The 23707-nt window shown below is 64.3% G+C and carries 24 protein-coding genes and 1 pseudogene; 12 read left to right on the forward strand and 13 right to left on the reverse strand.

All coding sequences use genetic code 11. From position 1 onward, the window contains the following. From EN943_RS03120 to EN943_RS03135, 4 genes and pseudogenes are all read right to left on the reverse strand, one after another. Positions 1–1056 (reverse strand): annotated as a pseudogene (locus tag EN943_RS03120) (carbamoyl phosphate synthase large subunit); the annotation flags it as partial. A gap of 364 nt (positions 1057–1420) precedes the next feature. Continuing rightward, positions 1421–2239, reverse strand: a complete 819-nt coding sequence (locus EN943_RS03125) for an SH3 domain-containing protein (RefSeq protein ID WP_348630097.1) — start codon at positions 2237–2239, stop codon at positions 1421–1423. 211 nt (positions 2240–2450) lie between these two features. Continuing rightward, positions 2451–3215: a metallophosphoesterase family protein gene (locus EN943_RS03130; protein ID WP_127411457.1), complete on the reverse strand. Its 765-nt coding sequence runs from the start codon at positions 3213–3215 to the stop codon at positions 2451–2453. A gap of 241 nt (positions 3216–3456) precedes the next feature. After that, positions 3457–3813 (reverse strand): helix-turn-helix transcriptional regulator, encoded by a 357-nt coding sequence (locus EN943_RS03135; protein ID WP_127260980.1) that lies wholly within the window; start codon positions 3811–3813, stop codon positions 3457–3459. Between the two features lie 210 nt (positions 3814–4023). Between EN943_RS03135 and EN943_RS03140 the strand changes: the two genes are divergently transcribed. Continuing rightward, on the forward strand, positions 4024–5202 hold the full coding sequence (locus tag EN943_RS03140) for an MFS transporter (protein WP_127411458.1): 1179 nt from the start codon (positions 4024–4026) through the stop codon (positions 5200–5202). 28 nt (positions 5203–5230) lie between these two features. Here the strand turns inward: EN943_RS03140 and EN943_RS03145 are convergent, their stop codons facing one another. Then, a complete protein-coding gene (locus tag EN943_RS03145) occupies positions 5231–5689 on the reverse strand; it encodes a MarR family winged helix-turn-helix transcriptional regulator (RefSeq protein ID WP_024504123.1) in 459 nt (152 codons plus the stop codon). A 208-nt stretch (positions 5690–5897) separates the two neighbouring features. Here EN943_RS03145 and EN943_RS03150 point away from each other — a divergent pair, with 208 nt between their 5' ends. Further along, a complete protein-coding gene (locus EN943_RS03150; RefSeq protein ID WP_127411459.1) occupies positions 5898–6692 on the forward strand; it encodes an SDR family oxidoreductase in 795 nt (264 codons plus the stop codon). A 322-nt stretch (positions 6693–7014) separates the two neighbouring features. On the opposite strand, the gene EN943_RS03155 is transcribed toward EN943_RS03150, so the two are convergent. After that, positions 7015–7614 (reverse strand): LysE family translocator, encoded by a 600-nt coding sequence (locus EN943_RS03155; protein ID WP_127411460.1) that lies wholly within the window; start codon positions 7612–7614, stop codon positions 7015–7017. 98 nt (positions 7615–7712) lie between these two features. Between EN943_RS03155 and EN943_RS03160 the strand changes: the two genes are divergently transcribed. Continuing rightward, positions 7713–8582, forward strand: a complete 870-nt coding sequence (locus EN943_RS03160) for a LysR substrate-binding domain-containing protein (protein WP_127411507.1) — start codon at positions 7713–7715, stop codon at positions 8580–8582. A gap of 236 nt (positions 8583–8818) precedes the next feature. On the opposite strand, the gene EN943_RS03170 is transcribed toward EN943_RS03160, so the two are convergent. The 3 genes from EN943_RS03170 to EN943_RS03180 form a co-directional block, all read right to left on the reverse strand. Continuing rightward, positions 8819–9469: a dihydrofolate reductase family protein gene (locus EN943_RS03170; protein WP_127411462.1), complete on the reverse strand. Its 651-nt coding sequence runs from the start codon at positions 9467–9469 to the stop codon at positions 8819–8821. A 109-nt stretch (positions 9470–9578) separates the two neighbouring features. Beyond that, the gene (locus EN943_RS03175) at positions 9579–10421 is read right to left on the reverse strand and encodes a protein-L-isoaspartate O-methyltransferase (RefSeq protein ID WP_164778056.1); all 843 of its coding nucleotides are present in this window, start codon (positions 10419–10421) and stop codon (positions 9579–9581) included. Positions 10422–10506: 85 nt separating this feature from the next. After that, positions 10507–11871, reverse strand: a complete 1365-nt coding sequence (locus EN943_RS03180; RefSeq protein WP_127411464.1) for an Nramp family divalent metal transporter — start codon at positions 11869–11871, stop codon at positions 10507–10509. A gap of 235 nt (positions 11872–12106) precedes the next feature. Between EN943_RS03180 and mntR the strand changes: the two genes are divergently transcribed. Together mntR and EN943_RS03190 are read left to right on the forward strand one after the other, a co-directional pair. Continuing rightward, on the forward strand, positions 12107–12559 hold the full coding sequence (gene mntR, locus EN943_RS03185) for a manganese-binding transcriptional regulator MntR (protein ID WP_127411465.1): 453 nt from the start codon (positions 12107–12109) through the stop codon (positions 12557–12559). 94 nt (positions 12560–12653) lie between these two features. Further along, positions 12654–12842, forward strand: coding sequence for a hypothetical protein (locus tag EN943_RS03190; RefSeq protein WP_127411466.1), 189 nt, complete (start codon positions 12654–12656; stop codon positions 12840–12842). Between the two features lie 82 nt (positions 12843–12924). Here EN943_RS03190 and EN943_RS03195 read toward each other — a convergent pair whose 3' ends face one another. Then, positions 12925–15024 (reverse strand): hypothetical protein, encoded by a 2100-nt coding sequence (locus EN943_RS03195; RefSeq protein WP_127411467.1) that lies wholly within the window; start codon positions 15022–15024, stop codon positions 12925–12927. Positions 15025–15210: 186 nt separating this feature from the next. On the opposite strand from EN943_RS03195, the gene EN943_RS03200 reads away from it, so the two are divergent. After that, the gene (locus EN943_RS03200; protein WP_127411468.1) at positions 15211–16128 is read left to right on the forward strand and encodes a neutral zinc metallopeptidase; all 918 of its coding nucleotides are present in this window, start codon (positions 15211–15213) and stop codon (positions 16126–16128) included. A gap of 155 nt (positions 16129–16283) precedes the next feature. Further along, positions 16284–17555, forward strand: a complete 1272-nt coding sequence (locus EN943_RS03205; RefSeq protein ID WP_127411469.1) for a TCR/Tet family MFS transporter — start codon at positions 16284–16286, stop codon at positions 17553–17555. A 22-nt stretch (positions 17556–17577) separates the two neighbouring features. On the opposite strand, the gene carA is transcribed toward EN943_RS03205, so the two are convergent. Further along, the gene (gene carA / locus EN943_RS03210) at positions 17578–18795 is read right to left on the reverse strand and encodes a glutamine-hydrolyzing carbamoyl-phosphate synthase small subunit (RefSeq protein ID WP_127411470.1); all 1218 of its coding nucleotides are present in this window, start codon (positions 18793–18795) and stop codon (positions 17578–17580) included. A gap of 275 nt (positions 18796–19070) precedes the next feature. On the opposite strand from carA, the gene EN943_RS03215 reads away from it, so the two are divergent. After that, positions 19071–19520 carry a GatB/YqeY domain-containing protein gene (locus tag EN943_RS03215; protein WP_013530126.1) on the forward strand — a complete coding sequence of 150 codons (450 nt, stop codon included), beginning with the start codon at positions 19071–19073 and terminating at the stop codon, positions 19518–19520. 110 nt (positions 19521–19630) lie between these two features. Then, a complete protein-coding gene (locus tag EN943_RS03220) occupies positions 19631–19945 on the forward strand; it encodes a hypothetical protein (RefSeq protein WP_127411471.1) in 315 nt (104 codons plus the stop codon). A 42-nt stretch (positions 19946–19987) separates the two neighbouring features. Here EN943_RS03220 and EN943_RS03225 read toward each other — a convergent pair whose 3' ends face one another. Beyond that, positions 19988–20962, reverse strand: coding sequence for a LysR family transcriptional regulator (locus EN943_RS03225; RefSeq protein ID WP_127411472.1), 975 nt, complete (start codon positions 20960–20962; stop codon positions 19988–19990). Positions 20963–21061: 99 nt separating this feature from the next. Here EN943_RS03225 and pcaD point away from each other — a divergent pair, with 99 nt between their 5' ends. From pcaD to EN943_RS03240, 3 genes are all read left to right on the forward strand, one after another. Then, the gene (pcaD, locus tag EN943_RS03230) at positions 21062–21853 is read left to right on the forward strand and encodes a 3-oxoadipate enol-lactonase (RefSeq protein ID WP_127411473.1); all 792 of its coding nucleotides are present in this window, start codon (positions 21062–21064) and stop codon (positions 21851–21853) included. 278 nt (positions 21854–22131) lie between these two features. After that, positions 22132–22377: a hypothetical protein gene (locus EN943_RS03235; RefSeq protein WP_127256175.1), complete on the forward strand. Its 246-nt coding sequence runs from the start codon at positions 22132–22134 to the stop codon at positions 22375–22377. Positions 22378–22420: 43 nt separating this feature from the next. Beyond that, positions 22421–22660 (forward strand): hypothetical protein, encoded by a 240-nt coding sequence (locus tag EN943_RS03240; RefSeq protein WP_127411474.1) that lies wholly within the window; start codon positions 22421–22423, stop codon positions 22658–22660. Between the two features lie 87 nt (positions 22661–22747). Here EN943_RS03240 and EN943_RS03245 read toward each other — a convergent pair whose 3' ends face one another. Further along, positions 22748–23665 (reverse strand): NADP-dependent oxidoreductase, encoded by a 918-nt coding sequence (locus EN943_RS03245; RefSeq protein ID WP_127411475.1) that lies wholly within the window; start codon positions 23663–23665, stop codon positions 22748–22750. Between the last annotated feature and the right edge of the window lie 42 nt (positions 23666–23707).

The following is a 23707-nucleotide window of genomic DNA, read 5'->3' on the forward strand; positions in this document are numbered from 1 at the left end:
CATCTCGATCACCACCAGGCGGCCATCGGCCGGGTTGACGGCGAACTGGACGTTGGAGCCGCCGGTCTCGACGCCGATCTCGCGCAGCACCGCGATCGAGGCGTTGCGCATCATCTGGTATTCTTTGTCGGTGAGCGTCAGCGCCGGGGCGACGGTGATCGAGTCGCCCGTATGCACGCCCATCGGGTCGATGTTCTCGATCGAGCAGACGATGATGCAATTGTCCGCCTTGTCGCGGACAACCTCCATCTCATACTCCTTCCAGCCGAGCACGCTTTCCTCGATCAGCACTTCGGTGGTCGGCGAGGCATCGAGGCCGGACTGGACGATCTCGTAGAATTCGGCGCGGTTGTAGGCGATGCCGCCGCCGGTGCCGCCCATGGTGAAGGATGGGCGGATGATGGCGGGCAGGCCGACATGGTCGAGCGCCTGGGCGGCGATCGCCATGCCATGGCTGATGTAGCGCTGCTTGCGGTCGCCTTCGCCGAGGTTCCAGCGGGTTTCCAGCGCGTCGAGCGCGGCGTCGAGATCGGCCGGCTTCTCCGCCTTGAGGGCGGCGCGTTCGGCCTCATGCGTCTTGCGGTCGGTGTTCTTGACGTCGGTGGCGTTGGCCAGCATCGACTTCGGCGTTTCCAGGCCGATCTTCTTCATCGCCTCGCGAAACAGCGCGCGGTCCTCGGCCTTGTCGATGGCGGTAGCATCGGCACCGATCATCTCGACATTGTAGCGTTCGAGCACGCCCATCCGGCGCAGCGAAAGAGCGGTGTTGAGCGCGGTCTGGCCGCCCATGGTCGGCAGCAGCGCGTCGGGCCGCTCCTTGGCGATGATCTTGGCGACCACTTCGGGCGTGATCGGCTCGATGTACGTGGCGTCGGCCAGTTCCGGGTCGGTCATGATGGTGGCCGGGTTGGAATTGACCAGGATGACGCGGAAGCCTTCCTCCTTCAGCGCCTTGCAGGCCTGCGTGCCGGAATAGTCGAACTCGCAGGCCTGGCCGATGACGATGGGGCCGGCCCCGATGATCAGGATCGACTTGATGTCAGTGCGTCTTGGCATGTCAAAGGTCCGTTCGGCGGGCGGCTTGCACAAAAAACCGGGACGGGAAGACCCGGCCGGTTGTGCTCGCGATTCTGGTATCAGGCTAGGAGGGCCTTATAGGGAAGAGTTTTGCGGGATGTAACCCCGAAAATGAGGGTTGTTGTGGGCGGCCCCCCAGCCGAGAAGCGCCTCGTTCCGGCGCGCCCCCCTCTGTCCTGCCGGACATCTCCCCCACGAGGGGGGAGATTGGACGTCGCGACCTCTTTCGCCAATTTTCGACGATGAAGGAAGGGAACAGCGCCGGAATTGCCGATCTCCCCCATGTGGGGGAGATGTCTGGCAGGACAGGGGGGCGTTGTCCCGCTGGCGTCCGATAGTCCAGCTAATTCCCAAGCGCCAGAGAGTCAGTGATTTCAAAACGCTCGGCCTCGCCGATGCGGATCATGTTGAGGCTGCCCTCGCGGGTGAAGCGGAAGTCGCCGGGCGCGTCGGAACCGGCCGGCTGCCCGGCACGGAAGGAGATGATGCGCGTGCCGCCGTCGGGCCAGGTCACAGTGATGTTCGCCTTGTCGGCGGTGTGCACCACGCTGACCTTGCAGCGCTCCATTGGCTGGCCGACATAGCGGGCGCAGGGAATCTCGGGGGCAGAAGCCAGCATCGGAGCGGAATCAAGCGGGACGTCAGGCGCCGCCAGCGCCAGTAGGTACGCATCCTGCATTGCGGCGTGGCCGATTTCCGCGGCCGATTTCGGCGTGCTTTCGGCCGCCGGACCGGCGCCGCCAAGCCGCGCTGTCAGGTCGGGCGGGGGGACCGGCGGGCTGTTGGCCGAGCCGATGGCCTGCGATTGATCCGGCGCCGAGGCCTGCCCGGCCTCATTGGCGCTGCCGGTGGAGGCAACCACCGGCGCATCGGCCGGTCTTGTCTCGCCTTCGACATAGGGGGCCGGATTGAGGGGGATGAGATAGCGCGCCGGCGCCCAGCCGCTCAGCTTCTCCTTGCCCGTGCTCTCGATCTTGCACCATTTGTAGCCGTTGATGTCGTTGCAGCCGAGATTGGTGACCATGTCGCCGCTGCTCAGCCGCGCCTCGACCGTGGCGACCGGCGATGCGGTGGTGCGCACCTTGAGAAGGTCGTCCGGCGCCAGGCCGGTGACGACGGAGATGACGAGTTCCGGCGTCTCTTGGGCCATCTCTTCAGCCATAGCGGGAGCAACCACCGGCCACGCCGTCATCAACAGCGTAGCCGCAATCAGCGCATGGAGGGTTGTTCGGAGCGTAACTGTGCGCCTCATCGTTTGGCCGTGCGCTGATACCGTGCCGGCGGATCGAGCCCGCCGCAAGCCCGGCCGGTTTTATAAGGGACGACGCGGCGCCATGTAAGCCCGAAAATTCGGGCCGCCGTTTCGCCAGCGTTCAGCCGGGCAGGGGCATGAACCCGGTTCTCAGCGCGTAAGCCCATTCCGGCCGGCCCGCCTGTTCGGCCTGCCTGGCGGCCGCCTCGTGGTCGTAGTCGACGGCGATGGCCTCGAAGCGGTCGGGCTGGCCGTTGCCGCCCAAGGTGACGATTCCATAGCGCGCATGCGGCGAGCCCTGCTCGGAGACATGCGCCGGCGGCGTCGAATCGTCATAGGCAGGGCACCCGATGCTGCCCGGATTGAAGATGACGGGACCATCGGGGACGCGGATCAGTTCCGCGCGGTGGCTGTGGCCGCACAGCGCGATGCGGCAAGCCGGCTCGAGCGCCTTCAGCCGCCGCCGGATCGCCGTCAGCGGCGCGCGCACCAGCTGGCCATTGACGATCGTGTCAGTGAGATATTTCTCGTCATGGTCGGGACGGGCGTGGAAAGCGATGATTCCGGGTGCGATCTCCAGCGTCAGCGGCTGGGCGAAAAGCACCTGGCGCTGTGCCTCGGTCAGCCGCTCCTGCGCATAGACGTCGGAGGGCCACATGGTGTCATCAGCGGGGTCGGCGGCGACACGGCGGTCGTGGTTGCCGCGCACCGTCGGCAGGTTCAGCGCCTCCAACCGCGCAAACGTCTCGCGCGGCCACAGCGGGCCGGAAACGCTGTCACCGAGATTAACGGTCAGGTCGGCGCCGCCGCGCCGGCGCAGGTCGTCAAGCACGGCGTCCAGTGCCAGCACATTGCCGTGGATATCGGCGAGGACGGCGATGCGCATAGGGGAGGCTCCGTGGGTTAATGAATGTCAGGCCGGAATGGCGACGCTAGCAGGACCTAGGTTCCTCGCCCCACGAAAAGTGGAGGAGAGGTGGCTCGGCGAAGCCGAGACGGAGAGGGGGTTGGCGCGACGGTGCCCAGGTTTCCAGAGAGCATTCGCCCTACGAAGCCACCTCTCCGACCGCTTCGCGGCCACCTCTCCCCCGCTTTGCGGGGGCGGAGGAACCCAAATTCTTCGGCGTTCAGGCGTGGATTTCGATGTCGTGGCCGCCGACCGCCGGCAGTGCCGGATCGTCGCCGGCGGCGGCGATGACGCTGTCGAGCAGGCCGGGGAAGCGGGCGTCGAGATCTGCGCGGCGCAGCGTGATCATGCGGTTGGTGCCGACCACCTCGGCGCGGGTGACGCCGGCCTCGCGCAGTTTGGCGAGATGGTAGCTCAGATTGGTCTTCGAGCCGAAATCGAGGAACTGGCTGCAGTTCAGCGGCACGCCTTGCTTGCTGGCGAGATAGCGCACGATGGCGAGCCGGGTCGGGTCGCCGAGCACACCAAGCACGATCGGCAGGCTGATCTGGTCCGTATTGGGGTGTGGCAAGGTCATGGCTCGAAACTAAGCACAGTCGGCTCCGATTTCAACGCATCCATCATTGTTGGCCCGCACGCGGCCTTTCTCCGTCTTCGCGCCGACCCCGCCCGACCTGTGCTGACACAGGGCTGTCAGGAAGGTTCAGCTATTTTTCCCTGGCTTCATTGACATGATGCCCTACTATGTCCAATTGTTCAATAACTTTTGAACTAAGGACATCCCGCCATGGACAAGCGCCTTTTCTGGCTCGCGCTCGGATCGTTCACGATCTCGACCGAAGGCTTCGTCATCTCCAGCCTTCTGCCCGACATCGCGGCGGATGCCGGCATCTCCATTCCGCTGGCCGGCACGCTGATCACCGCCTTTGCGCTCGCCTATGCGATCGGCACGCCGATCCTGGCGACGCTGACCGGCGAGTGGGACCGGCGCCGCGTCATCCTGTGGACGCTGGTGTTCTTCGTCATCGGCAACATCGCCGCTGCCTTGAGTTCCTCCTTCGAACTGCTGCTGATCGCGCGCATCGTCATGGCGCTGTCGTCGGGCCTGTTCGCCGCAACCGCGCAAGGCACCGCGGTGGCGCTGGTCGATGATCATCACCGGGCGCGTGCCATCGCCGTCGTCGTCGGCGGCACCACTGTGGCCGTTGCGCTCGGTGCGCCACTGGGCGCGCTCGTTGCCACCGTTGCCGGCTGGCGCGGCACCTTCTTTGCCATCGCCGGCCTTGGCGCGCTTGCGGGTGCGATCCTGTGGTACCGGCTGCCGCGGGGCATCGTTGGCACCAGGCTGCCCTTGAAGCGCAGGCTGGCGGCAGCGCTGCGTCCCGGCGTGATGCCGATCCTGTTGACGACAGTGCTGGCGCTGATCGGCGCCTTCACCGTCTTTGCCTATGTCGCGCCGCTTGCCATCGAGGGCGGCGGTCTCAGCCAGATCGCGCTGCCCGGCATGCTGCTCGCCTTCGGCGTCGGTGCCGTCATCGGCAACATTGGCGGCGGCCAGGCCGCCGACCGGTTCGGCGCGACCCACACCGTCGGCTGGTCGCTGGCGCTGAGTGCCGGCATGCTGGTCCTGTTGTCAGTCATCCCGACCTTCCTGCCGCACCATATTGCCGGGCCGGCGCTGATGGCGATGATGGTGCCGTGGGGCATCGTCGGTTGGGCGTTCCCGCCGGCGCAGGCCAGCCGCATCATCAAGCTGGCGCCCGATGCCGCCCCGATCGTGCTGTCGCTCAACGCCTCGGCGCTCTATCTCGGCGTGGCGTTGGGTGCCATGGTCGGTGGTGCCGTGCTGCGTTACGGCGCGCCGGCCGATCTCGGCCTGGTCGCCGCGATCTTCCCGATCATCGGGCTTGGCATCGTGGTGGCCGGTCGCTGGGCGGCTCGGCCTGTAGAGATGCCTGCCGAGTAGAGTCTTTTGGCAACGCTGGCCTAACGCCTTAGGGTGTGGCCGGCGGCAGATCGAAATCCAGCGCGGCGATCTCATCCAGAGCCGCGCGCAAATCTTCGGCCTTGTCCTTGCCGACGACATCCTCGAAACGCTGCTGGGCGATTTGCCACAGTTTCATCGCTTCCTCGATCTTGTCCAGGCCCTTTGGCGTCAGTCGTACACGCTTGACGCGGCGGTCCTCCGGGTCGGCGAAGGTCTCGACATAGCCGTCGCGGATCAGCGGTTTCAGCGTATGGCCGAGCGCCGACAGGTCCATGATCAGCGACGTGGCGATCGCGCCCATCGCCGGCTCATCGCCCATATGGATCTGGTAAAGCAGGCCCTGCTGCGTCGCCTTGAGGCCTGACGGCTCCACCACATCATCATAAAACTTGCCGAGCTTGCGCGCCGCGCGGCGCAGCGCGGCGTTATTGCAGAGCGTGAGGCCGGGCAGGCTGTCCTTTGACATGATGGTCCCTGGCGCCGGGGAATGAGGCCCGGCTGCTCCCCTCAAATAATCCCCGCCCGTCTCATTGACAAGATAGTGGCATATGCCTACTTCACGATTAGTGGCATATACCACTAAATCAAATCAAGCGGCTTTCCGGCAGTGCGGCAGATGCCACGGCGCCGGGTCGGCCGAAACGAACCAGATCAGTCGAAGAAGGAACAGGACAATGAGTGGACAGGGCAACAAGGGAACGGCGGTCGTCACCGGTGCTTCGTCGGGCATCGGCGCGGTCTATGCCGACCGGCTGGCGGGGCAGGGCTACGATCTGGTGCTGGTGGCGCGGCGCGCCGACCGGCTGGAGGAACTGGCCGGGAAGCTGCGCCAGATCTATAGCCGCAAGGTCAGCGTCATCAGCGCCGACCTCTCCAACGACGACGACGTCCGCCGCGTCGAGCAGGCGATCGCCAGCGACGACAGCGTGACGCTGCTGGTCAACAATGCCGGCCTTGGCGGCCAGTCGGTGGTGGCAACCGCCGATGCGGACGCTGCCGAACGCATGATCAAGGTCAATGTCATCGCCCTGACGCGGCTGACCCGTGCCGTGCTGCCCTGGTTTTTGGCACGCAACCGCGGCGCGATCGTCAACATCGCCTCCGTGCTTGCCTTCGACACCTCGTTCGGCGGCATCTACAGTGGCACCAAGGCCTATGTCGTCAACTTCTCCGAAGCGCTGCAGCGCGAAGTCGCCGGCACGGGCGTGAAGGTACAGGTCGTTCTGCCGGGCGCGACCCGGACCGATTTCTGGGAGCTTTCCGGCGGCGACATCGATACTCTTCCGAAGGAAATCATCATGACGGCCGACAATATGGTCGATGCAGCCCTTGTCGGCCTTGCCAGGGGGGAGGCGGTCACCGTGCCGGCGCTCGCCGAGCCTGCCAAGCTGGACATTTTCCTCGGTGCCCGGCAGACCTTCTACGGCAGCCTGCACGCCGATAAGCCGGCGGCGCGTTACGCGGCTTGAGGGCCACCTCTGTCCCCCGCTCTGTCGCTACGCTATGCACATATCTTCTGTGACTGGCGTGACTGATCGGTGTGAGGCTTGATTGCCACGTGGTTCCCCCAATCCGTCGCTGCTTCGCAGCGCCACCTTTCCCCCTCCGGAGGGAAAGGAAGGGAGCTTTGCTGGACGAGCGTTGACGGCAAGAAGCCTGGCGCCTTTCCTCTACCCCGTCGATCGGGGGAGAGGTGGCTCGGCGAAGCCGAGACGGAGTGGGGATCGACCAGCACAGCATAAGCGCTTTGTCGGGGGCAAGCCCCCAGGTTCTGCAAGGCCGCCGCGGCCCCTACACCGGCCGCCACATCGGAATGATCGAGGCGGCCAGCACCAGTGCCAGGACGATGTTGAGCGCGCGCCATTGCCGCTCGGTCTTGAGCAGCCGCGCCAGCACCATGCCGGCCACGCACCACAGTGAAAGCGAGGCGGCGGCCGCGAGGCCGAAAGTGGCGCCGAGCAGCAGCGCGAGCTGCATCGGCCCGCTGGCCAATGCCGCGAACGACGCCGCGGCGCCCAGTCCCATCGCCCAGCCTTTCGGGTTCATCCATTGAATGCCGGCGCCGCCGAGAAAGCTGTTCGGCCTGGCCATGGTTACATCCAGATTGGGCGGTCCGCTGCGGCCGATCTTGATCGCCAGCCAGACGAGATAGAGCGAGCCGATGACCTTCATGGCCAGTTGCAGCGAAGGCACGGCGAGCAGCAGGCCGGCGAGCCCGGCAGCGGCGGCGCCCGTCACCGTGGCGAGGCCGGCGGCGCTGCCGACCAGCAAAGGCACGGAACGGCGAAAGCCGAACTGCGCGCCCGATGCCGTCGACAGGGTCGTGGCGATGCCGGGCGTGGTGGTGGCGACGATGGCAAACAGGATGAGCGGGAGAATGGAGTCGAGCATGCGGCATCCTCTGTGAGAGGGCTGCGATCGTAGCCGAGCGCGAACTTCAGTAAATGCAATGTTTGCTATAGTCAGCATTAGGATAGATAATGCCGGTCATGATCCGAAATCTCGACATGACGCTGATCCGCACCTTCATCACCGTCGCCGACAAGGCCAGCATGACGGCGGCGGCCAATGCGCTGCACCTGACGCAGGGTGCTGTCAGCCAGCAGGTCAAGCGGCTGGAGGAGGCGTTTGGCTCAAGCCTCTTTGAGCGCGACCGGCGCGGCTTGCGGCTGACGCGCGCCGGTGAACAGCTGTTCGGCAGGGGCAAGCGGTTGCTGGCCTTGAATGACGAGATCTGGGTCGAGATGGCTGGAACACCGGTGGCCGGGCAGGTGCGGCTCGGCGTGCCCTACGACCTTGTCGGCACCTTGCTGGCGCCGGTGCTGAAGACCTATGCCGAGACCTATCCGCAAGTCGAGATATCGTTGGTCTGCGGCTCGTCGCCGGAACTGACGGCTGCCCTTGCGGCCGGGACCATCGACCTTGCGGTGATCGAGGAGCGGGTTGGTCCGACAGCGGGCGAATGCCTTGCCATCGACCGGCTGGTCTGGGTCGGTGCCAAAGGCGGCGTTGCCCGCGCCAAGCGGCCGCTGCCGGTCTCGATCGTCGCCGATACCTGCGCCTTCCGCCCGGCGGTGCTGGCGGCGCTCGGTGAGCATGGGCTGGAGTGGCGCACCGTGTTCGAGAACGGCAACATCGACGCGACGACGGCGACGGTGCGGTCGGACCTTGCCGTCACCACTTGGCTGGCCTCCACGGTGCCAGCCGATCTCGACATATTGCCATCGGAGTCCGGCCTGCCGCCGCTGCCGAATTTTGCCATCAACCTGCATCTGCCGAGGCATGGGGTAGGGCCGGCGGCGCAGGAATTCGCACGCCATATCCGCGATGGGTTGGCGCGACGGCCGGTGGCGGCTTGAACGCCTCGCTTCGCTGGAGCACCCCTCAACCGTCTCGGCGCTGCGCGCCGATCCACCTTCTCCCGCAAGGGGAGAAGGCAAGATTGCGCGCATGTCCCTGCCAGTCATCGACGCCGGAGATTGGCTGAGCTACATGCCCCAGACTCAGCCTTCTCCCCTTGTTTGTGGGAGAAGGTGGCCGAGCGAAGCTCGGTCGGATGAGGGGTGTTCCAACTTGGCGCCATGTTTCGGCAGTTCTACTTCCAATTCCTGCGCCGCTCGAGCTCGGCCTCCGACGGCTCTCCCGTGACAAACGACCCGACCTTGACCTCGCCCGCGCGTTCGTAGGTCGCCATGATGACGCCGGTGCTGGAAGTCTGCGACTTGACAAGCTTGAAGGCGGCCGGCATCGCGCTGTCGCCGAACAGCCGCTTGCCCTTGCCCAGCAACAGCGGGAAGATCATCAATCGGATCTCGTCGATCAGCCCGTTGGCGAGCAAGGTCTGGATCAGATCGCCAGATCCCTGGATGAGCAGGTCAGGTCCATCCTCCTGCTTGAGACGGCGCAACTCCGCAACGATATCAGGCCCGAGCGATTGCGTGTTCTGCCAGGTGAGGGTGTCAGGCTGATGCGTCGCCACATATTTGGTCGCGGGGTTGAAGGCATCCGCGATTGGATCTTTGTGATACGGCCAGTAGGCGGCGAAGATGTCGTAGGTTCTGCGGCCGAGCAGCAGGGCGAAAGGCTTGGAGAACAGTTCATCCATCGCCGCGCCCCCCGCCTCGTCGAAGTAATGGAAGGTCCAGCCGCCGAACTTGAAGCCGCCGACCGGATCCTCTTCCGGGCCGCCGGGTGCCTGCATGACGCCGTCGAGGCTGATGAATGTCGCAGCGATGATCTTTCTCATTCCAATGCTCCCGTTCTTCGATCCACGCCGTCGGCGGCCGGACTTCAGCCCAAGGACGGTCGGCGAGCCAACGGTCCGACAGGACATAAGAAATTTTGGCAAACCGCCGTCATTCGCGAGGTCCGGCTTCAATATTTTCGGATGAGAACCAGACATCGCCTGATATGGCAGTGGCGGTGTCGTCCGGCGCCTTGTCCTGCGCCAGCCAGATTGAACGGCTGCGCGCGGCCTGCTCGCGGGTGGGGATCATCGCCGCGGGGTCCGCGACCGAGGCGCCAACACAGGGAATGAACCACGACCGCATGAACGGATCGCAGGTGAAGCCTTTTTGCGTGCGGGTCACCATCACCGCCAGCGGGACGCGCTCGGCCGGCCGCCAGGGAAAGATCATGCGGCCGCCTGGCCGCAGCGCCTTCAGCCATCCGGCCGGGGGCGCTACGACCCCGGCATTGACATAAATGATGTCGGATGGTGGCAACGGCGTCGTCACGGCATTGCCATGGACCACCGTCGCATTGCCATAGGCTTCGAGATTTTGTGGCGCGAGATCGGCGAGCTTCTCGTCGAGTTCGAAAGCGGTGACGGTGCCGCCGGGCGAAACCAGCCTGGCCAGCACGGCGGTGTAGTAGCCGGTGCCGGCGCCGATATGACAAACCGCCTCACCGGGCCTCGGTGCAAGCTTTCCGATCCACATGGCGTGCAGGAACGGCTCGCCATTGTTGATGCCCTTGTCGTCGTCGATCGTCACCAGAACGTTCTGATAGATATGAGCCGGGTCGGCGCTCGGCGTCGTGACCTTGCCGTTCCCGGCGATGACCGTCCACGGCCCCGGACCGAGAAACGCTTCGCGCGGAACCTCGGCGAAAGCCGCCTCCAGGCGTGGGTCGGGCGAACCGGCATTGGCGGCCATCAGCCGCGCATAGAATTTCCTGATGTCTTCGATCCGGGTCATGCTGCGGGACAACATAGCGTGGATTGCCGATTTGTCGCGAGACTAGCCTCCCCGGAGGGTAGCCGATTTCCCGGCGAGGCGGGGTTCAACCGACCCCGAACATGGTGTCGTAGAGCAGCTTGAAATTGAGCCCCAGGATGACCGCGGCGACTACCCAGGCAAGGGCTGCGACGCCGCGCGGAATGGCGAGATTGCCCATCTTCTTCTTGTCGGAGACGAACTGCACCAGCGGGACGACCGCGAAGGGCAGCTGCATCGACAGGATGACCTGGCTGAACACCAGCAATTGGCCGGTGCCCTTTTCGCCATAGAGCGCGGTGACGACCACCACCGGGATGATGGCGAGGCCGCGCGTCAGCAGCCGGCGCGCCCAGTTGGGAATGCGCAGGCGCAGGAAGCCCTCCATGACGATCTGGCCGGCAAGCGTTGCGGTCACCGTCGAGTTCAGGCCGGAAGCCAGCAGTGCCACCGCGAACAGGATCGAGGCGATGCTGAGGCCGAGCAGCGGCGACAATAGCTCGAAGGCCTGGCCGATCTCTGCGACATCCTGATGGCCGGTGTTGTGGAAGGCGACCGCGGACACGATCAGGATCGAGGCGTTGACGAATAAAGCCAGCATCAGGGCGATGGTCGAGTCCGTCGTTGCCCATTTGATGGCATCGCGCTTGCCCTTGTCGGTACGTTCATAGGCGCGGGTCTGCACGATCGAGGAGTGCAGATAGAGATTGTGCGGCATGACGGTGGCGCCGATGATGCCGATGGCGATGTAGAGCATCGCCGGGTTGGTGACGATCTGCGATGACGGCACGAACATGGCGTGCAGGATCGAGCCGGCCGGCGGGGCGGCGACGAAGATCTGGATGGCAAAGCAGCTGAAGATGATGATCAGCAGCGCGATGACGAAGGCTTCGAGATAGCGAAAACCCTTGTTCATCAGCAGCAGCACGAGGAAGGCGTCGAGCGCCGTCAGCATGGCGCCGCCGATCAGCGGGATGCCAAACAGGAGCTGCAGCGCGATAGCGGTGCCGATGACCTCGGCCAGATCGCAAGCGATGATGGCCAGTTCGCAGGCGATCCACAGCACGAAGTTGACCGGCCGGGGATAGTACGCCCGGCAGGCCTGGGCGAGGTCGCGGCCGGTGGCGATGCCGAGCCGTGCCGCCAGCGCCTGCAAAAGAATCGCCATCAGGTTGGACAGCATGATGATGAACAGCAGCGTGTAGCCGAACTGCGCGCCGCCGGCGAGGTCCGTCGCCCAGTTGCCTGGGTCCATATAGCCGACCGAGACCATGTAACCTGGACCCATGAAGGCGAACAGGCGACGGAACCAGACGCCCGAGTTCGGCACGGCGATGGAGGAATTGACTTCGCGCAGGCTGGGCTGCTCGTCCTCGTCGGGCCTGGCGAACCGCCATGAGGAACGGGAGGCTGTGGCTTCGGCTTCAGACATGAAGGAGGGCTTTCCGCGAGACTGGACAATGTTGCCTTAAGCTATGCCATGGCTCAACATTATGCAATATGCTATAGTTCATTGTCGTTGCTTTTTATGCGGCTGGCGGTCGTCGGGTGAAACGGCAATCGGAAGCCCCGGTTGCACCTGTCGCGGAATGCAAATAAACGGCCTGAAGAATCAGAGCCCGTGCTATGAAAGCATGGATGGCAAATAGTCCTGAGAGGAGCGCGTATTGGCGCTGAAGAACAGACCAGTCCCCCGCGAGCCGCTGCTCGACGCCGAAATTCATTCGGAGGGCTTCCGGCAGCAGCGCGAAGCGCGCCGCAGTGCGTTGGTCGAGGATTATGTCGAGCTGATCGCCGACCTGATCGAAGACGGCAACGAAGCGCGCCAGGTCGACATCGCCGCACGGCTTGGCGTCGCCCAGCCGACAGTGGCCAAGATGCTGACCAGGTTGTGCGCCGACGGCCTGGTGTCGCGAAAGCCCTATCGCGGCGTGTTCCTGACCGAAGCCGGGCGCAAAGTCGCGGAGGAAAGCCGCATCCGCCACCAAACGGTGGAAGCTTTCTTGCGCTCGCTCGGCGTTAGTGCGGAGACAGCGCGCATCGACGCCGAGGGCATCGAGCACCATGTCAGCGCCGAGACGCTGGAAGCCTTCCGAAAAGCAATGACGGCGGCGCGCTGAGCCGCATTGCCTGATTTCCCCAGCCGCCGGAACCGCCGCACGCTACGCACGTTGCTTCTGGCATCCGCGCAAGTCGCGCGGCAAGGAGGAAGCGATGGGCGTTGAACAGGCACCGCCCACCAAGGGCAAGCAGGCGGCCGAGGGACTGAAGCAGGCGGCGGCAAGGGATGAGCGCAAGACCGAGGCCGAGACCGGCCATCCGCTGAAAAAGGGCGCGGCGCGTTTCGAGGAACGGTCGAAAAGTTCCGACGGCAAGAGCGCCGGCGCCAAGCAGAAAGATTAGACTTCTGTCAGGCCGACGTCAGCGGTTCTGAGCGAAAGCCGTCTGCCGGGGCATGTGGCGGCGCTTTCAGCAAACCGTTCTCTCACTCACGGACATCCTGCACCCAACTGCGCGGATGGCCGTCGACGCGGAACTGGAAGATGAAATAGGGCGGAATGCAGGTGCCTTTGCCGGGCTTGGCTTGCGCCAGATCGTCATAGCCTGCGGTGCAGATATAGTCCTCGCGGCAGGGATGTGCCTTGTCGCAGGCGCGCAGGCCGGCGGTCTTGGTGAATTCCTTCGTGCAGAATTTGTGGTCCTTGCCCGACGCGATGCAGTCGTTGAAGCCGGTCTTGGCCAGGCGCCCGCACGTCGCTTCGTCGGGAAGCTTGTCGCAACTCGCCTTGCGCAGCATGCCGCCGGGAAAACCGCCGGTCTTCTGTTCGGGGTTGTCGTAACGCTGGCGCGCCGCGCCATAGCCGGCGAGTTTGACCAGCGGCTTCTTGTCCCGCGCCGGATCGATGGCGCAGGTCTTGGCGGTGGCCGGCGACAGGCGGCAATACTGGTCGTTGCCCCAGCTCGACATCTTGATCTCGCCGAACTCGACGGGGTCGCCGACCGCCGTGCCGGCCTCGCTGACGCAGGTGCCGAAGCCCGGATGGATGGCGCTTTCATGGACGCCGGCGCAGCGCAGGCCCGCACCGCAGCTCCAGTCCTTGAAGCTCAAATCATCGCCGCGATAGCAGATCGAGCCCCAGCCATTGTAGAGGTCGGTGCCTTTCAGCGCCTCGGCGTATCTGGCGTCGGGACGGGCGGCGAAGCCTCTGGCGAAATCCGGATGGCCGCCGGCGGCGAATTGCTCGACGATGGCACGGCGGCGCGGCAGGTCGGCGAAGAAGACGGCCGAGCCCGGCACGAAGACGGCGTTGCGGCGCGGCTCGCTGGCCGGATCGGCGCCGGTGTAATGAAAGCCGGCAATGCCATGCGTCTGGTGGCAGCCGGTGCAGCTCATCTCGTTGAGCCGCAAGTCGAAGCCGGCCACCGACTTGATGGTCGAGAGCGTGTTGCCTTTGGCGACATAGTCCTTCAGCGCCTTGTCGATGTCGGCGTCGTCGACCAGCCCGTAGGCGATGTTGTTCTGCGACCGGCTGAGGCCGCCGGGTGCGACGGAGACGGCGCTTTTGGCCAGGAATTTTTCGTCGATCACCAGCCGGCCATGGTCGAGGTCGTAGATGTTGCGGTCGGTGAGCAGCCATTTGGCGAAGGACGGCTTGTCGGCCAGCACGATGGCGCGGTCGATCTGGTTTTCCATCTTCGCTTCATAGAAGCTGGACGCAGCCGGATCCCATTTGAAGATCTTCAGGAGATATTCGGCATGGCCGCCGAAATCGCGCCGCGTCGAGGCCGACAGCCTGAGCACCTGCATGTTGAGTTCGAGCCGCATGATCTGCGACGAATTGAGCATGGCGCCCGAGAGCGGCCCCTCGTCGGAGCGCAGCCAGGCGGCAAGCTGGTCGGGTGGCAGGTCTTTCTTTCCGGCTGCCAGCCAGCGCTGGGCAACCTCGGCGCAGGACACGTCGGTGGCGCTTGGCAGGTCCTTCGAGGCGCGGGCCTGCGCCTGCCTGGGTTTGGCGTTGAACACCAGGCTCATGGTCAGCGGCAGCCGCGAGGAAATGCGCTGGCCAGCCTTTCCCTTCACCGGCTTTTCAGCAATCGAATAGTGGAAGCGGTAGATCAGCCGGATCTCGCCGCATTCGGTGTGGCCGAGATAGCCGCGGTCCATGCGGTTGACGACGCCGGTCAGGTCGAGCGTCGAGCCGTCGTCGTCGATGTATTTCGGGTTGAATTTCTGGCTGGTGTCCTTCGACTTCGCCATATCAGCGACATAGGGGTCCGGACTGGTCTTCGCTTCGTCGGCGATCTGCTGCTTGACCGTGTCGCGCACGGTGGCCAAAGCCGGCACTGAAAACAGGCCCCGATTGTCGACCTCGCGGGTGACGCCGAGTGCAGGTCCAAGCAAGCGGCTGATCGACAGTCCGCCGCGCTCCAATGCCTGCAAAGTGGCGGGATCGGTGACGGCAACGCTGGAATCGAGCGTGGCGGCACGGGCGGACCCGATGCCGAAACAAGTCAATGCCGTCAGCAACAGCAGGAATTGGCCGATCGTCCGCAAGCGCCCCTCGCTTCCCAGAGAAACGGACATTAACGGTCTTCGATAGTCTCGGCCATGGGGACGATTGCAACGCCGAGCCGCTCGCCGCAACGAACTTGGCCGCAAGGCGACCGTGTGGCCAAAAAGGCCATCGAAAAATGCTGTGACTTGGCGCAACCATTGGGATAATTGTTTGTTGCCCGGAACAACGGGGAAGTTGCTGCACGAGGAGTTGCCATGCTCTGGAAGGGCCGTCGTCAGAGTGACAATATCGAGGACGACCGCAGCGACAGCGGCGGTGGCGGACTCGGCGGCGGCGGTGGCCAGTTCCGCATTCCGATCGGCGGCCGCACCGGTGGCGGCGGCAGCATCTTCCTCGTCATCCTTGTGGTGTTGGCCGGATGGTATTTCGGCTTCGATCCTTCGACGATCCTGGGTGGCGGCGACGGCGGCCTGCTGCCGGGCGGCGGCCAGATCACCGACAACAGCGGCCAGGACAACGGTGCCACACCGGCCAATGACGAGATGAAGCAGTTCGTGGCGACCGTGCTGGCCGAGACCGAGGACACTTGGACCGGCATCTTCAAGTCGCAGGGGCTGACCTACGAGGATCCGAAGCTGGTGCTGTTTTCCGGCCAGGTCCGTTCGGCCTGCGGCTTTGCCTCCGCGGCGGCCGGACCGTTCTATTGTCCCGGCGACCACAAGGTCTATCTCGACATGACCTTCTTCCAGCAGCTCGATCAGCAGTTCGGCGCTTCGGGCGAATTCGCGCGGGCCTATGTGATCGCGCATGAGGTTGGCCACCATGTGCAGAACCTGACCGGCATCATGTCCAAGTTCAACCAGATGCGGCAAAGCATGGGTGAGGCCGAGGCCAACCAGATGTCGGTGCGCATCGAACTCCAGGCAGACTGCTTCGCCGGTGTGTGGGCGCACTACACCGCGCAGAAAGGCATATTGGAGCAGGGCGATATCGAGAGCGCACTGAATGCTGCCAAGCAGATCGGCGACGACACGCTGCAGAAGAAGACGCAAGGCTATGTCGTGCCGGAAAGCTTCAACCACGGCACCTCGCAGCAGCGGCAGACCTGGCTGGCGCGCGGCTACAAGAGCGGCAAGCTGTCGGATTGCAACACGCTGAGTGGGCCGATTTGATAGCCGCTTCCGGGCACTGACCTGACGGCCTAGCCGCCGTCAGGGGCTGTCAGGATGAACGCATCGGGATTGTTCCCTTATTGTTCCTTGCTGCGGGCTCGCCTATAAGGTGCGTCCGCCTGCGCCCCAGGGCGAGCAGAGGAGCTTGACCCAGCATGATCGACCCCAAAACCGCCAGACGGGGCCTTGCGCTCGTCTTCACCACGCTGCTGCTCGACATTATCGGCTTCGGCATGATCATGCCGGTGCTGCCGGCCTATCTCCGGGAATTGACCGGGGTCAGTATCAGCGGTGCGGCGATCGAAGGCGGTTGGCTGTTCTTCGTCTATGCGGCGATGCAGTTCGTCTTCGCACCGATCATGGGTGGCTTGAGCGACCGGTTCGGACGGCGGCCGATCCTGCTCGCCTCGGTGCTGACCTTCTCCATCGACAATCTGATCTGCGCCGTCGCCTGGTCCTACCCGATGCTGTTCATCGGGCGCGTGCTGGCCGGCATTTCGGGCGCCAGCTATTCGACGACGTCAGCCTTCATCGCGGATATCTCGAACGATGACAACCGGGCGAAGAATTTCGGCCTGCTCGGCATCGCATTTGGCGTCGGCTTCGTCATCGGGCCGGTCCTGGGCGGGCTGCTCGGCACGTTCGGGCCGCGCGTGCCGTTCTATTTCGCCGCCGGACTTGCCTTCGTGAACTTCCTCATCGCGCTGTTTTTCCTGCCGGAAACGCTCGATGACAAGCATCGCCGCCGCTTCGAGTGGAAACGCGCCAACCCTGTCGGCACGCTCCTGCAGATGCGCCAATACCAAGGCATCGGCTGGATCGGGCTCACCTTCTTCCTGATGACGCTCGGGCACATGATGTATCCGGCGGTGTGGTCATTCGTCTCCAGCTACCGCTATGGCTGGAGCGAGCAGCAGATCGGCTTCTCGCTCGGCGCCTTCGGCCTGTGCGGCGCGATCGTCATGGCGACGGTGCTGCCGCGTGTGATCCCGAGGCTTGGCGAATGGAAGACGGCGGTCATCGGCCTGACCTTCACGGCAGCCAGCGCCTTCGGCTACGCCTTCGCGTCGCAAGGCTGGATGGTCTATGCGGTGATCGTCGTCGGCTGCCTGGAAGCGCTGGCCGACCCGCCGCTGAGGAGCCTCGCCGCCGCCAAGGTGCCGCCTTCGGCGCAGGGCGAGTTGCAGGGGGCGATGACCTCGATCTTCTCGATCACCTCGATCATCACGCCGCTGCTCTACACGGCGATCTTTTCCTGGTTCACCGGGCCAAGCGCGCCGGTGACCTTCGGCGGCGCACCCTATCTGCTCGGCGCGTGCTTCTTGACGCTGGCGGTCATTGTCTTTGTCACCAAGGTGGCGAGGCCCGTGGCGCGCACGAACGTCGCCACCGGCGTTGCCGGGGAGAAGATGCCGGCAGGCAGATGAGCCGTAGCGCCAACGGAGCGCGTCAGGCCCGTTCGACCAGCAATTCCTCGCCGCGCTTTTCGCGGATCAAATTGACGAAGCGGCGGAACAGATAGTGCGAATCCTGCGGGCCGGGGGAGGCTTCGGGGTGATGCTGGACCGAGAACACCGGCCGGCCGGTCAGCGTGATGCCGCAGTTCGAACCGTCGAACAGCGAGACATGGGTTTCCTCGACGCCTGATGGCAGCGAGTCGGCATCGACGGCAAAGCCATGGTTCATCGAGACGATCTCGACCTTGCCGGTGGTGTGGTCCTTGACCGGATGGTTGGCGCCGTGATGGCCCTGATGCATCTTGGCGGTCTTGCCGCCCAGCGCCAGCGCCAGCATCTGGTGGCCAAGGCAGATGCCGAACACCGGGATGTCGGTCTTCAACAGGTCCCGGATGACCGGTACGGCATAGTCACCGGTGGCTTCCGGGTCGCCGGGGCCGTTGGAGAGAAAAATGCCGTCCGGCTGCATGGCGAGGATTTCTTCAGCGCCGGTCTTGGCCGGCACCACGGTGACCTTGGCGCCGAGACCCGCGAGCAGGCGCAATATGTTGCGCTTGACGCCGTAGTCGATGGCAACGACGTGCATGGAGGGCTCAGCCTGTTCGCCAAAGCCTTCGTTCCAAACCCAGGGCGTCTCGCGCCAGACCGAGGACTGGCCCGAGGTGACTTCCTTGGCGAGGTCAAGCCCGATCAGGCCCGACCATGCGGCGGCGCGGCGCTTCAGATCGTCGATGTCGAACACGCCATCGGGCGCATGCGCGATGACGGCGTTGGGCATGCCCTTTTCACGGATCAGCGCGGTGAGCGCGCGAGTGTCGATGCCCGACAGGGCGACGATGCCGCGCTTCTTCAGCCATTGGTCGAGACCCGTGCCGGCGCGGTAGTTGGACGGGTTGGTGACATCGGCCTTGAACACGGCGCCGACGGCGCCGGCACGGGCGACCGGGTTGAGATCCTCGATGTCCTCGTCATTGGTGCCGATGTTGCCGATATGCGGGAAGGTGAAGGTGACGATCTGGCCGGCATAGGACGGGTCGGTGAGGATTTCCTGGTAGCCGGTCAGCGCCGTGTTGAAGCAGACTTCGGCGACGGCGGAGCCGGTGGCGCCGAGGCCGCGACCTTCGATGACGGTGCCGTCGGCCAGCACCAGAAGGGCGGTTGGCTTTTCAGTGGCCCATGCGGGCGTCGAGGCGGCGGTCATCTCGGCCATGCGGCACTCCTATCAGGCCGCGCGCTGCAACCGGCCCGGCGGGCATCTGCGCGGCAAACGGCGCGAAGCGGCGATTTCGCGGCTTCCACGCAGTCAAATTTCCGTTCATGCAAGGCCCAGTACATAGGGGAAGGGGACAGGGCGGTCAATGATCATGCGAAATGCCGCCATGTTTTATTTCGCCTAGCAAAATCAGTGGCTTGCTCTGGCATATCAGGGTTTGCCTTGGCTCGCCCCCGGCGCTATTGTCCGCGCCGATCGAAGGAGAATGCACCATGCGCGGCAAAATCGCCGAATCCCTGAAGAGCGCGATGAAGGCGCAGGACAAGCACCGGCTGCCGACATTGCGGCTGATCCAGGCCGCCATTCACGACCGCGACATCGCCAATCGCGGTTCGGGCAAGGAGCCGGCCAGCGACGAGGAGATCCTGCAGATCCTGGCCAAGATGGTGAAGCAGCGCGAGGAATCCGCCAAGGCATTCGACGACGGCAAACGGCCGGAACTGGCCGCGCAGGAGCGCGGCGAGATGGAAATCATCCGCACCTTCCTGCCGACGCAACTGGACGATGCGGCGGTAACCGCGGCGGCGCGCGAGGCGATCGCCGCGACCGGTGCGGCCAGCCAGAAGGACATGGGCAAGGTGATCGCCGCGCTGAAGCAGAAATATGCCGGCCAGATGGATTTCGGCAAAGCGAGTGGCATCGTCAAGGGACTGCTGCAGTAGGGCGGCCGACCGGGCGCTCTCCGAATCCAGGTCCGTCCGGAATCCAAGTCCAGGAATTGGAACCCGGATAGCGCCGAGATGTTTATCCGTCATGCAACTGGAGAGATGCCATGACTGAGAACGAAACCCGCTATGAAACCGGTGCGACGAAATATCCGGCAAAGACCAATGCCGACGCTTCCGATGAATTCTCCCAGGACGCGGCCGCCAACAAGAAGCCTGCTGGCGGAATAGGGCTCACCCGCCGGATGGGGGAAGTGGAAGACCGCACCCGCCAGTCGGACGGACAAAACCCGCCGCGGCAAGCGACGCCGAGCGCCGCAACCGAAAAGACGTCCGGGGCCGGCCCCGCTATCGCGGAGCGTTCAAAGGACGCCAAGGCCCCGAAGAGCGGCCGCCAGCCTGGAGCGTATGTCAAGAAGTGATCGCTGGACGGGACCCGAGAAGTCCTGGCGTTGCACCGGTCATTAACGGCCGATTTTCACTTGCGCCTTTCGCGACTGGTTGGTGGGTGTCTGTCCGGCGGGCCCCCTCGGCTCCAATGCACGGCGCAATGCCGGCGCTTCCTGCTGGATATGATCCCACAGCCGGTTCGCGATCGGCCCATGCGGCCGGTCGCGGCGCCGCGCCACGACCAGTTCATCGGTGCGGCCCGGCAGATGACGGCCGGTGATGGAGCGCAGGCGCCCGTCCTGCAGCTCTTCCTCGATCAGGAAGCGGGGCAGGTGGCCCCAGCCAAGGCCCTGCAGGATGATCTCCTTCTTCATGCCCTGGTCGGCGACGAGACATTGCGGCGCGCCTTCGATCAGCGAATAGTTTTGTTGTGGCGAATGGCGGGCGCTGTCGCGCATGACGCATTGGGTGAGTGCCTGCATCTGGTCCAGGGTGATCGGCTGCTCGATACGCTCGGGCAGAAAGCCCGGCGCCACCACGGGAACAAAGGACACCTTGCACAAATCGACCCATTCCACCCGCGCATCGCCCTTGTCGACCCAGTGCAGGATCAGATCGGCTTCGTCGTCGAAGAGACGCTCCCATGGGCCGCCCACCGCTTCGAAATGCAGATGCAGGCGGGTGCCGGGGCACCGTGCGAAGAACCGCCCGAGCATGCCCAGCACCTGCGGGCGCGGGCACAGGTCGCCGATCACCACATGGATATCGCTTTCCTCACCCATCGCCAACTGGGCGGCATGGACGCGCAAACCGTCCAGCTCGCGCAGCAGCGATAGCGCTCGGCGGTGGAACGACAGCCCCGCCTCGGTCGGACGCACGCGATAGCCGCTGCGGTCCAGGAGGCTAAGGTCGAGCTGTCGCTCCAGCTTGGCGACGGCGGCGAACACCGCCGGATGCGAGCGATGCAGCACGGCCGCCGCAGGCTGAAAGCCTCCGGTGCGAACCACCGCATCGAAGCATTGAAGGTCGTGGAGGGTAAATTCGGCCATGTCAGGTTTCATTACAAAGACTGTCCTATCTTTGTAATATCAACAAAATTATCCCTCGGCTACGTTTGCCTATCAAAACGTTCCAGAAGGATTTTCATCATGAACAAGCTGAATTTCGTCACAACGGGCGACGGCACGCGCATCGCCTACCGCTTCGACGGCGAGGCAAGCAGGCCGGTGCTGGTGCTGTCGAATTCCATCGGCACCACGCTGCACATGTGGGACAGGCAGATCGGCGAATTGTCGAAGCATTTCCGTGTCCTGCGCTACGACTTTCGCGGCCATGGCGGATCGAGCGTTCCGGTCGGCGCTTACTCGCTCGACCGGCTTGGCCGCGACGTCATCGAGCTGCTCGATGCGCTCGACCTGCAACGCGTACATTTCCTTGGCCTGTCGCTTGGCGGGTTCGTCGCGCAGTGGCTCGGCATCCACGCGCCCGAGCGGATCGACCGGCTGATCCTGAGCAACACCTCGTCTCATCTCTCGCCGGCAAGCTATTTCGACCAGCGGATTGCCGCCGTGCGACAGGCGCCGGACATGTCGGAAACCGCCGAGACGTTCCTGAGCAACTGGTTCCCCGCGTCGATGGTTGCCGCCAACGAGCCCGTGGTCGAAGACTTTCGCACCATGCTGCTGGATATCGACCGGCAGGGCCTGGCGGGTCTGTTCGCGGCGGTTCGCGACGCCGATCTTCGCCGTACCGTAGCGCTGATACCGCGGCCGACGCTGGTGATCGCCGGTCGGCACGACACGGTGACAGCAGCCAGCCACGGCGAGATGATTGCCGCGGCGGTGCCTGGCGCGAAGCTGGTAGTGCTGCCCGCGGTCCATCTGTCGAACATCGAATATCCGGCAGAGTTCATCCAGGCTGTGGTCGATTTCCTGCGCTGAGCCGGAGCGCGACGGAAAGGCGTCTGGCGCCAGTCCGGCGGTCGCCGAAACGTTCAAAGGACGTACTGGTTCAGAAGACGGGGCGGCAGCCTCGGTCAACGTAAGCGCCTAGGCCGAACCGAGCCATCTGGCGAAAAGCTTGTTCAATGCCTTCGGAACGATCCCGCCACCTTGCCATTATCAGCACGAGGGCAGGCTCGGACAGGCAAGCGCTGTGACCCAACCGTAGAGGTGGCCGGTGACTTTCGAGCGCCAACACGAACACGCCGGAGGAAACGATGACTGGACGCAAAACCCACGATCAACAAATTCGCATCATTGAAGAGCGGGAAAACACAAAGAACGCCGGCAAGGATTTCGATGCAGAGGCGGATCTGAAACGATCAGCGGCGGAACGCGAAGCGCTACGCAAGGGATCGGACATGAGAACCGACACACCGGACCTCGTCGATCCGGACGACCGCAACATCCTTCGCGGCAAAAATCAGGAAAGCGTCCATCACAAAAACCGTCCTGACGACTAGAGGAGCACCGATCCTGGAACATTGTCATAGATTGGAGGCAGCCATGGCACGCGGGAGCAAGAAACACATCGGAGCAGGTTTGCAGGGAAAGGGTTCCGGGACAGGCGCCATGACGGTAACGCCAAAGGACAAGCTCGAAGAAAACAAGGTTCTGTCCAATCGCGACAAGGCACAGCATTCCAAAGAACGCGGTTTGGACTCCAAGCAGGTCGCGACCGAGCAGCATCAGGATCATGCCGCCAACCGCTTGCGGGCAGTTGGGCAAGCGCGGAACACAAGCTGAAGGTGCTGTTTCCGAACATGCCGGACAGCGACGGCGACGCGCGGATCGGATGACCCGTTCGAGAGGGACGGCTGAAGCACCAACTCGCTAGGCGGAAACCTCAAGCACGATCTTGCCACGCACATGCTCATTTTCCAGCCGTTCTTCCGCCTTGGCGACCTCTCCAAGAGGGTAGGTGGCTTGCACGAAGGGGGTGACCTTACCGGCCTCGATGAGGCGGCCGATCTCGGCAAGATGCGCCGCATTTGGTTCGGCCAGATAGGAGACGCCACGCGCCCGGCGCAAGTTTGCCTTTTCCTGCGACGGTTGGGAAAGAGTGGAAACGAGCGTCCCGCCAGGTTTGAGCACCTCCCAGGAGCGCTCCTGCGTGTCGCCCGCGACAAGGTCGACCACCAGGTCCACCGCATCGACGACCTCTTCGAAACGCTGATTCTTGTAGTCGACCGTCTGATCGGCGCCGAGCTCACGGACGAAAACCACGTCCTCGGCGGAAACGGTTGTCGCGACGAACGCGCCCGCGGCCTTGGCGAACTGGATCGCCAGATGACCGACGCCGCCAGCGCCGCCATGGATGAGAACCCGTTGCCCGGATTTGAGGCGGCCATGGTCGAAAAGGCCCTGCCATGCAGTGATGCCGGCAAGCGGCACCGCGGCGGCTTCGACATGGCTTAGCCGATCCGGTTTCGCAGCCGCCTCCGTCGCCTTGACCACGACATATTCGGCATTGCCGCCCCGGTCATGACCAAGCATGGCAAATAACGGGTCGCCCTTCTTCAACGTATGCGCCCGCGTACCGCAGATTTCCACCGTGCCGGACACGTCGCGTCCGAGCGTGACCGGCAGGGCCTCGCTCACCGACCCTTCGCGGGTCTTGTAGTCGATCGGATTGACGCTTGCGGCGCGAACCCTGAGCACGACCTCGTCGTCAAGCGGTCGAGGCAAGGGGACTTGATCGATCGAAAGGACCTCAGGTCCGCCAAAAGCGTGGATGCGGACTGCTTTCATGTCGGCATACCTCCTGTTGTTTGGCTGTCGGCGACGGTGTCT

The organism is Mesorhizobium sp. M7A.F.Ca.US.006.01.1.1, assembly GCF_003997935.1.
In the GTDB taxonomy this organism is placed as follows: domain Bacteria; phylum Pseudomonadota; class Alphaproteobacteria; order Rhizobiales; family Rhizobiaceae; genus Mesorhizobium.

Coding starts and splice junctions, on each gene's coding strand:
- EN943_RS03125 (WP_348630097.1), bottom strand. CDS start 2,239: ATGGCTGAAGAGATGGCCCAAGAGACGCCGGAACTCGTCATCTCCGTC.
- EN943_RS03130 (WP_127411457.1), bottom strand. CDS start 3,215: ATGCGCATCGCCGTCCTCGCCGATATCCACGGCAATGTGCTGGCACTG.
- EN943_RS03135 (WP_127260980.1), bottom strand. CDS start 3,813: ATGACCTTGCCACACCCCAATACGGACCAGATCAGCCTGCCGATCGTG.
- EN943_RS03140 (WP_127411458.1), top strand. CDS start 4,024: ATGGACAAGCGCCTTTTCTGGCTCGCGCTCGGATCGTTCACGATCTCG.
- EN943_RS03145 (WP_024504123.1), bottom strand. CDS start 5,689: ATGTCAAAGGACAGCCTGCCCGGCCTCACGCTCTGCAATAACGCCGCG.
- EN943_RS03150 (WP_127411459.1), top strand. CDS start 5,898: ATGAGTGGACAGGGCAACAAGGGAACGGCGGTCGTCACCGGTGCTTCG.
- EN943_RS03155 (WP_127411460.1), bottom strand. CDS start 7,614: ATGCTCGACTCCATTCTCCCGCTCATCCTGTTTGCCATCGTCGCCACC.
- EN943_RS03160 (WP_127411507.1), top strand. CDS start 7,713: ATGATCCGAAATCTCGACATGACGCTGATCCGCACCTTCATCACCGTC.
- EN943_RS03170 (WP_127411462.1), bottom strand. CDS start 9,469: ATGAGAAAGATCATCGCTGCGACATTCATCAGCCTCGACGGCGTCATG.
- EN943_RS03175 (WP_164778056.1), bottom strand. CDS start 10,421: ATGACCCGGATCGAAGACATCAGGAAATTCTATGCGCGGCTGATGGCC.
- EN943_RS03180 (WP_127411464.1), bottom strand. CDS start 11,871: ATGTCTGAAGCCGAAGCCACAGCCTCCCGTTCCTCATGGCGGTTCGCC.
- EN943_RS03190 (WP_127411466.1), top strand. CDS start 12,654: ATGGGCGTTGAACAGGCACCGCCCACCAAGGGCAAGCAGGCGGCCGAG.
- EN943_RS03195 (WP_127411467.1), bottom strand. CDS start 15,024: ATGTCCGTTTCTCTGGGAAGCGAGGGGCGCTTGCGGACGATCGGCCAA.
- EN943_RS03200 (WP_127411468.1), top strand. CDS start 15,211: ATGCTCTGGAAGGGCCGTCGTCAGAGTGACAATATCGAGGACGACCGC.
- EN943_RS03205 (WP_127411469.1), top strand. CDS start 16,284: ATGATCGACCCCAAAACCGCCAGACGGGGCCTTGCGCTCGTCTTCACC.
- carA (WP_127411470.1), bottom strand. CDS start 18,795: ATGGCCGAGATGACCGCCGCCTCGACGCCCGCATGGGCCACTGAAAAG.
- EN943_RS03215 (WP_013530126.1), top strand. CDS start 19,071: ATGCGCGGCAAAATCGCCGAATCCCTGAAGAGCGCGATGAAGGCGCAG.
- EN943_RS03220 (WP_127411471.1), top strand. CDS start 19,631: ATGACTGAGAACGAAACCCGCTATGAAACCGGTGCGACGAAATATCCG.
- EN943_RS03225 (WP_127411472.1), bottom strand. CDS start 20,962: ATGGCCGAATTTACCCTCCACGACCTTCAATGCTTCGATGCGGTGGTT.
- pcaD (WP_127411473.1), top strand. CDS start 21,062: ATGAACAAGCTGAATTTCGTCACAACGGGCGACGGCACGCGCATCGCC.
- EN943_RS03235 (WP_127256175.1), top strand. CDS start 22,132: ATGACTGGACGCAAAACCCACGATCAACAAATTCGCATCATTGAAGAG.
- EN943_RS03240 (WP_127411474.1), top strand. CDS start 22,421: ATGGCACGCGGGAGCAAGAAACACATCGGAGCAGGTTTGCAGGGAAAG.
- EN943_RS03245 (WP_127411475.1), bottom strand. CDS start 23,665: ATGAAAGCAGTCCGCATCCACGCTTTTGGCGGACCTGAGGTCCTTTCG.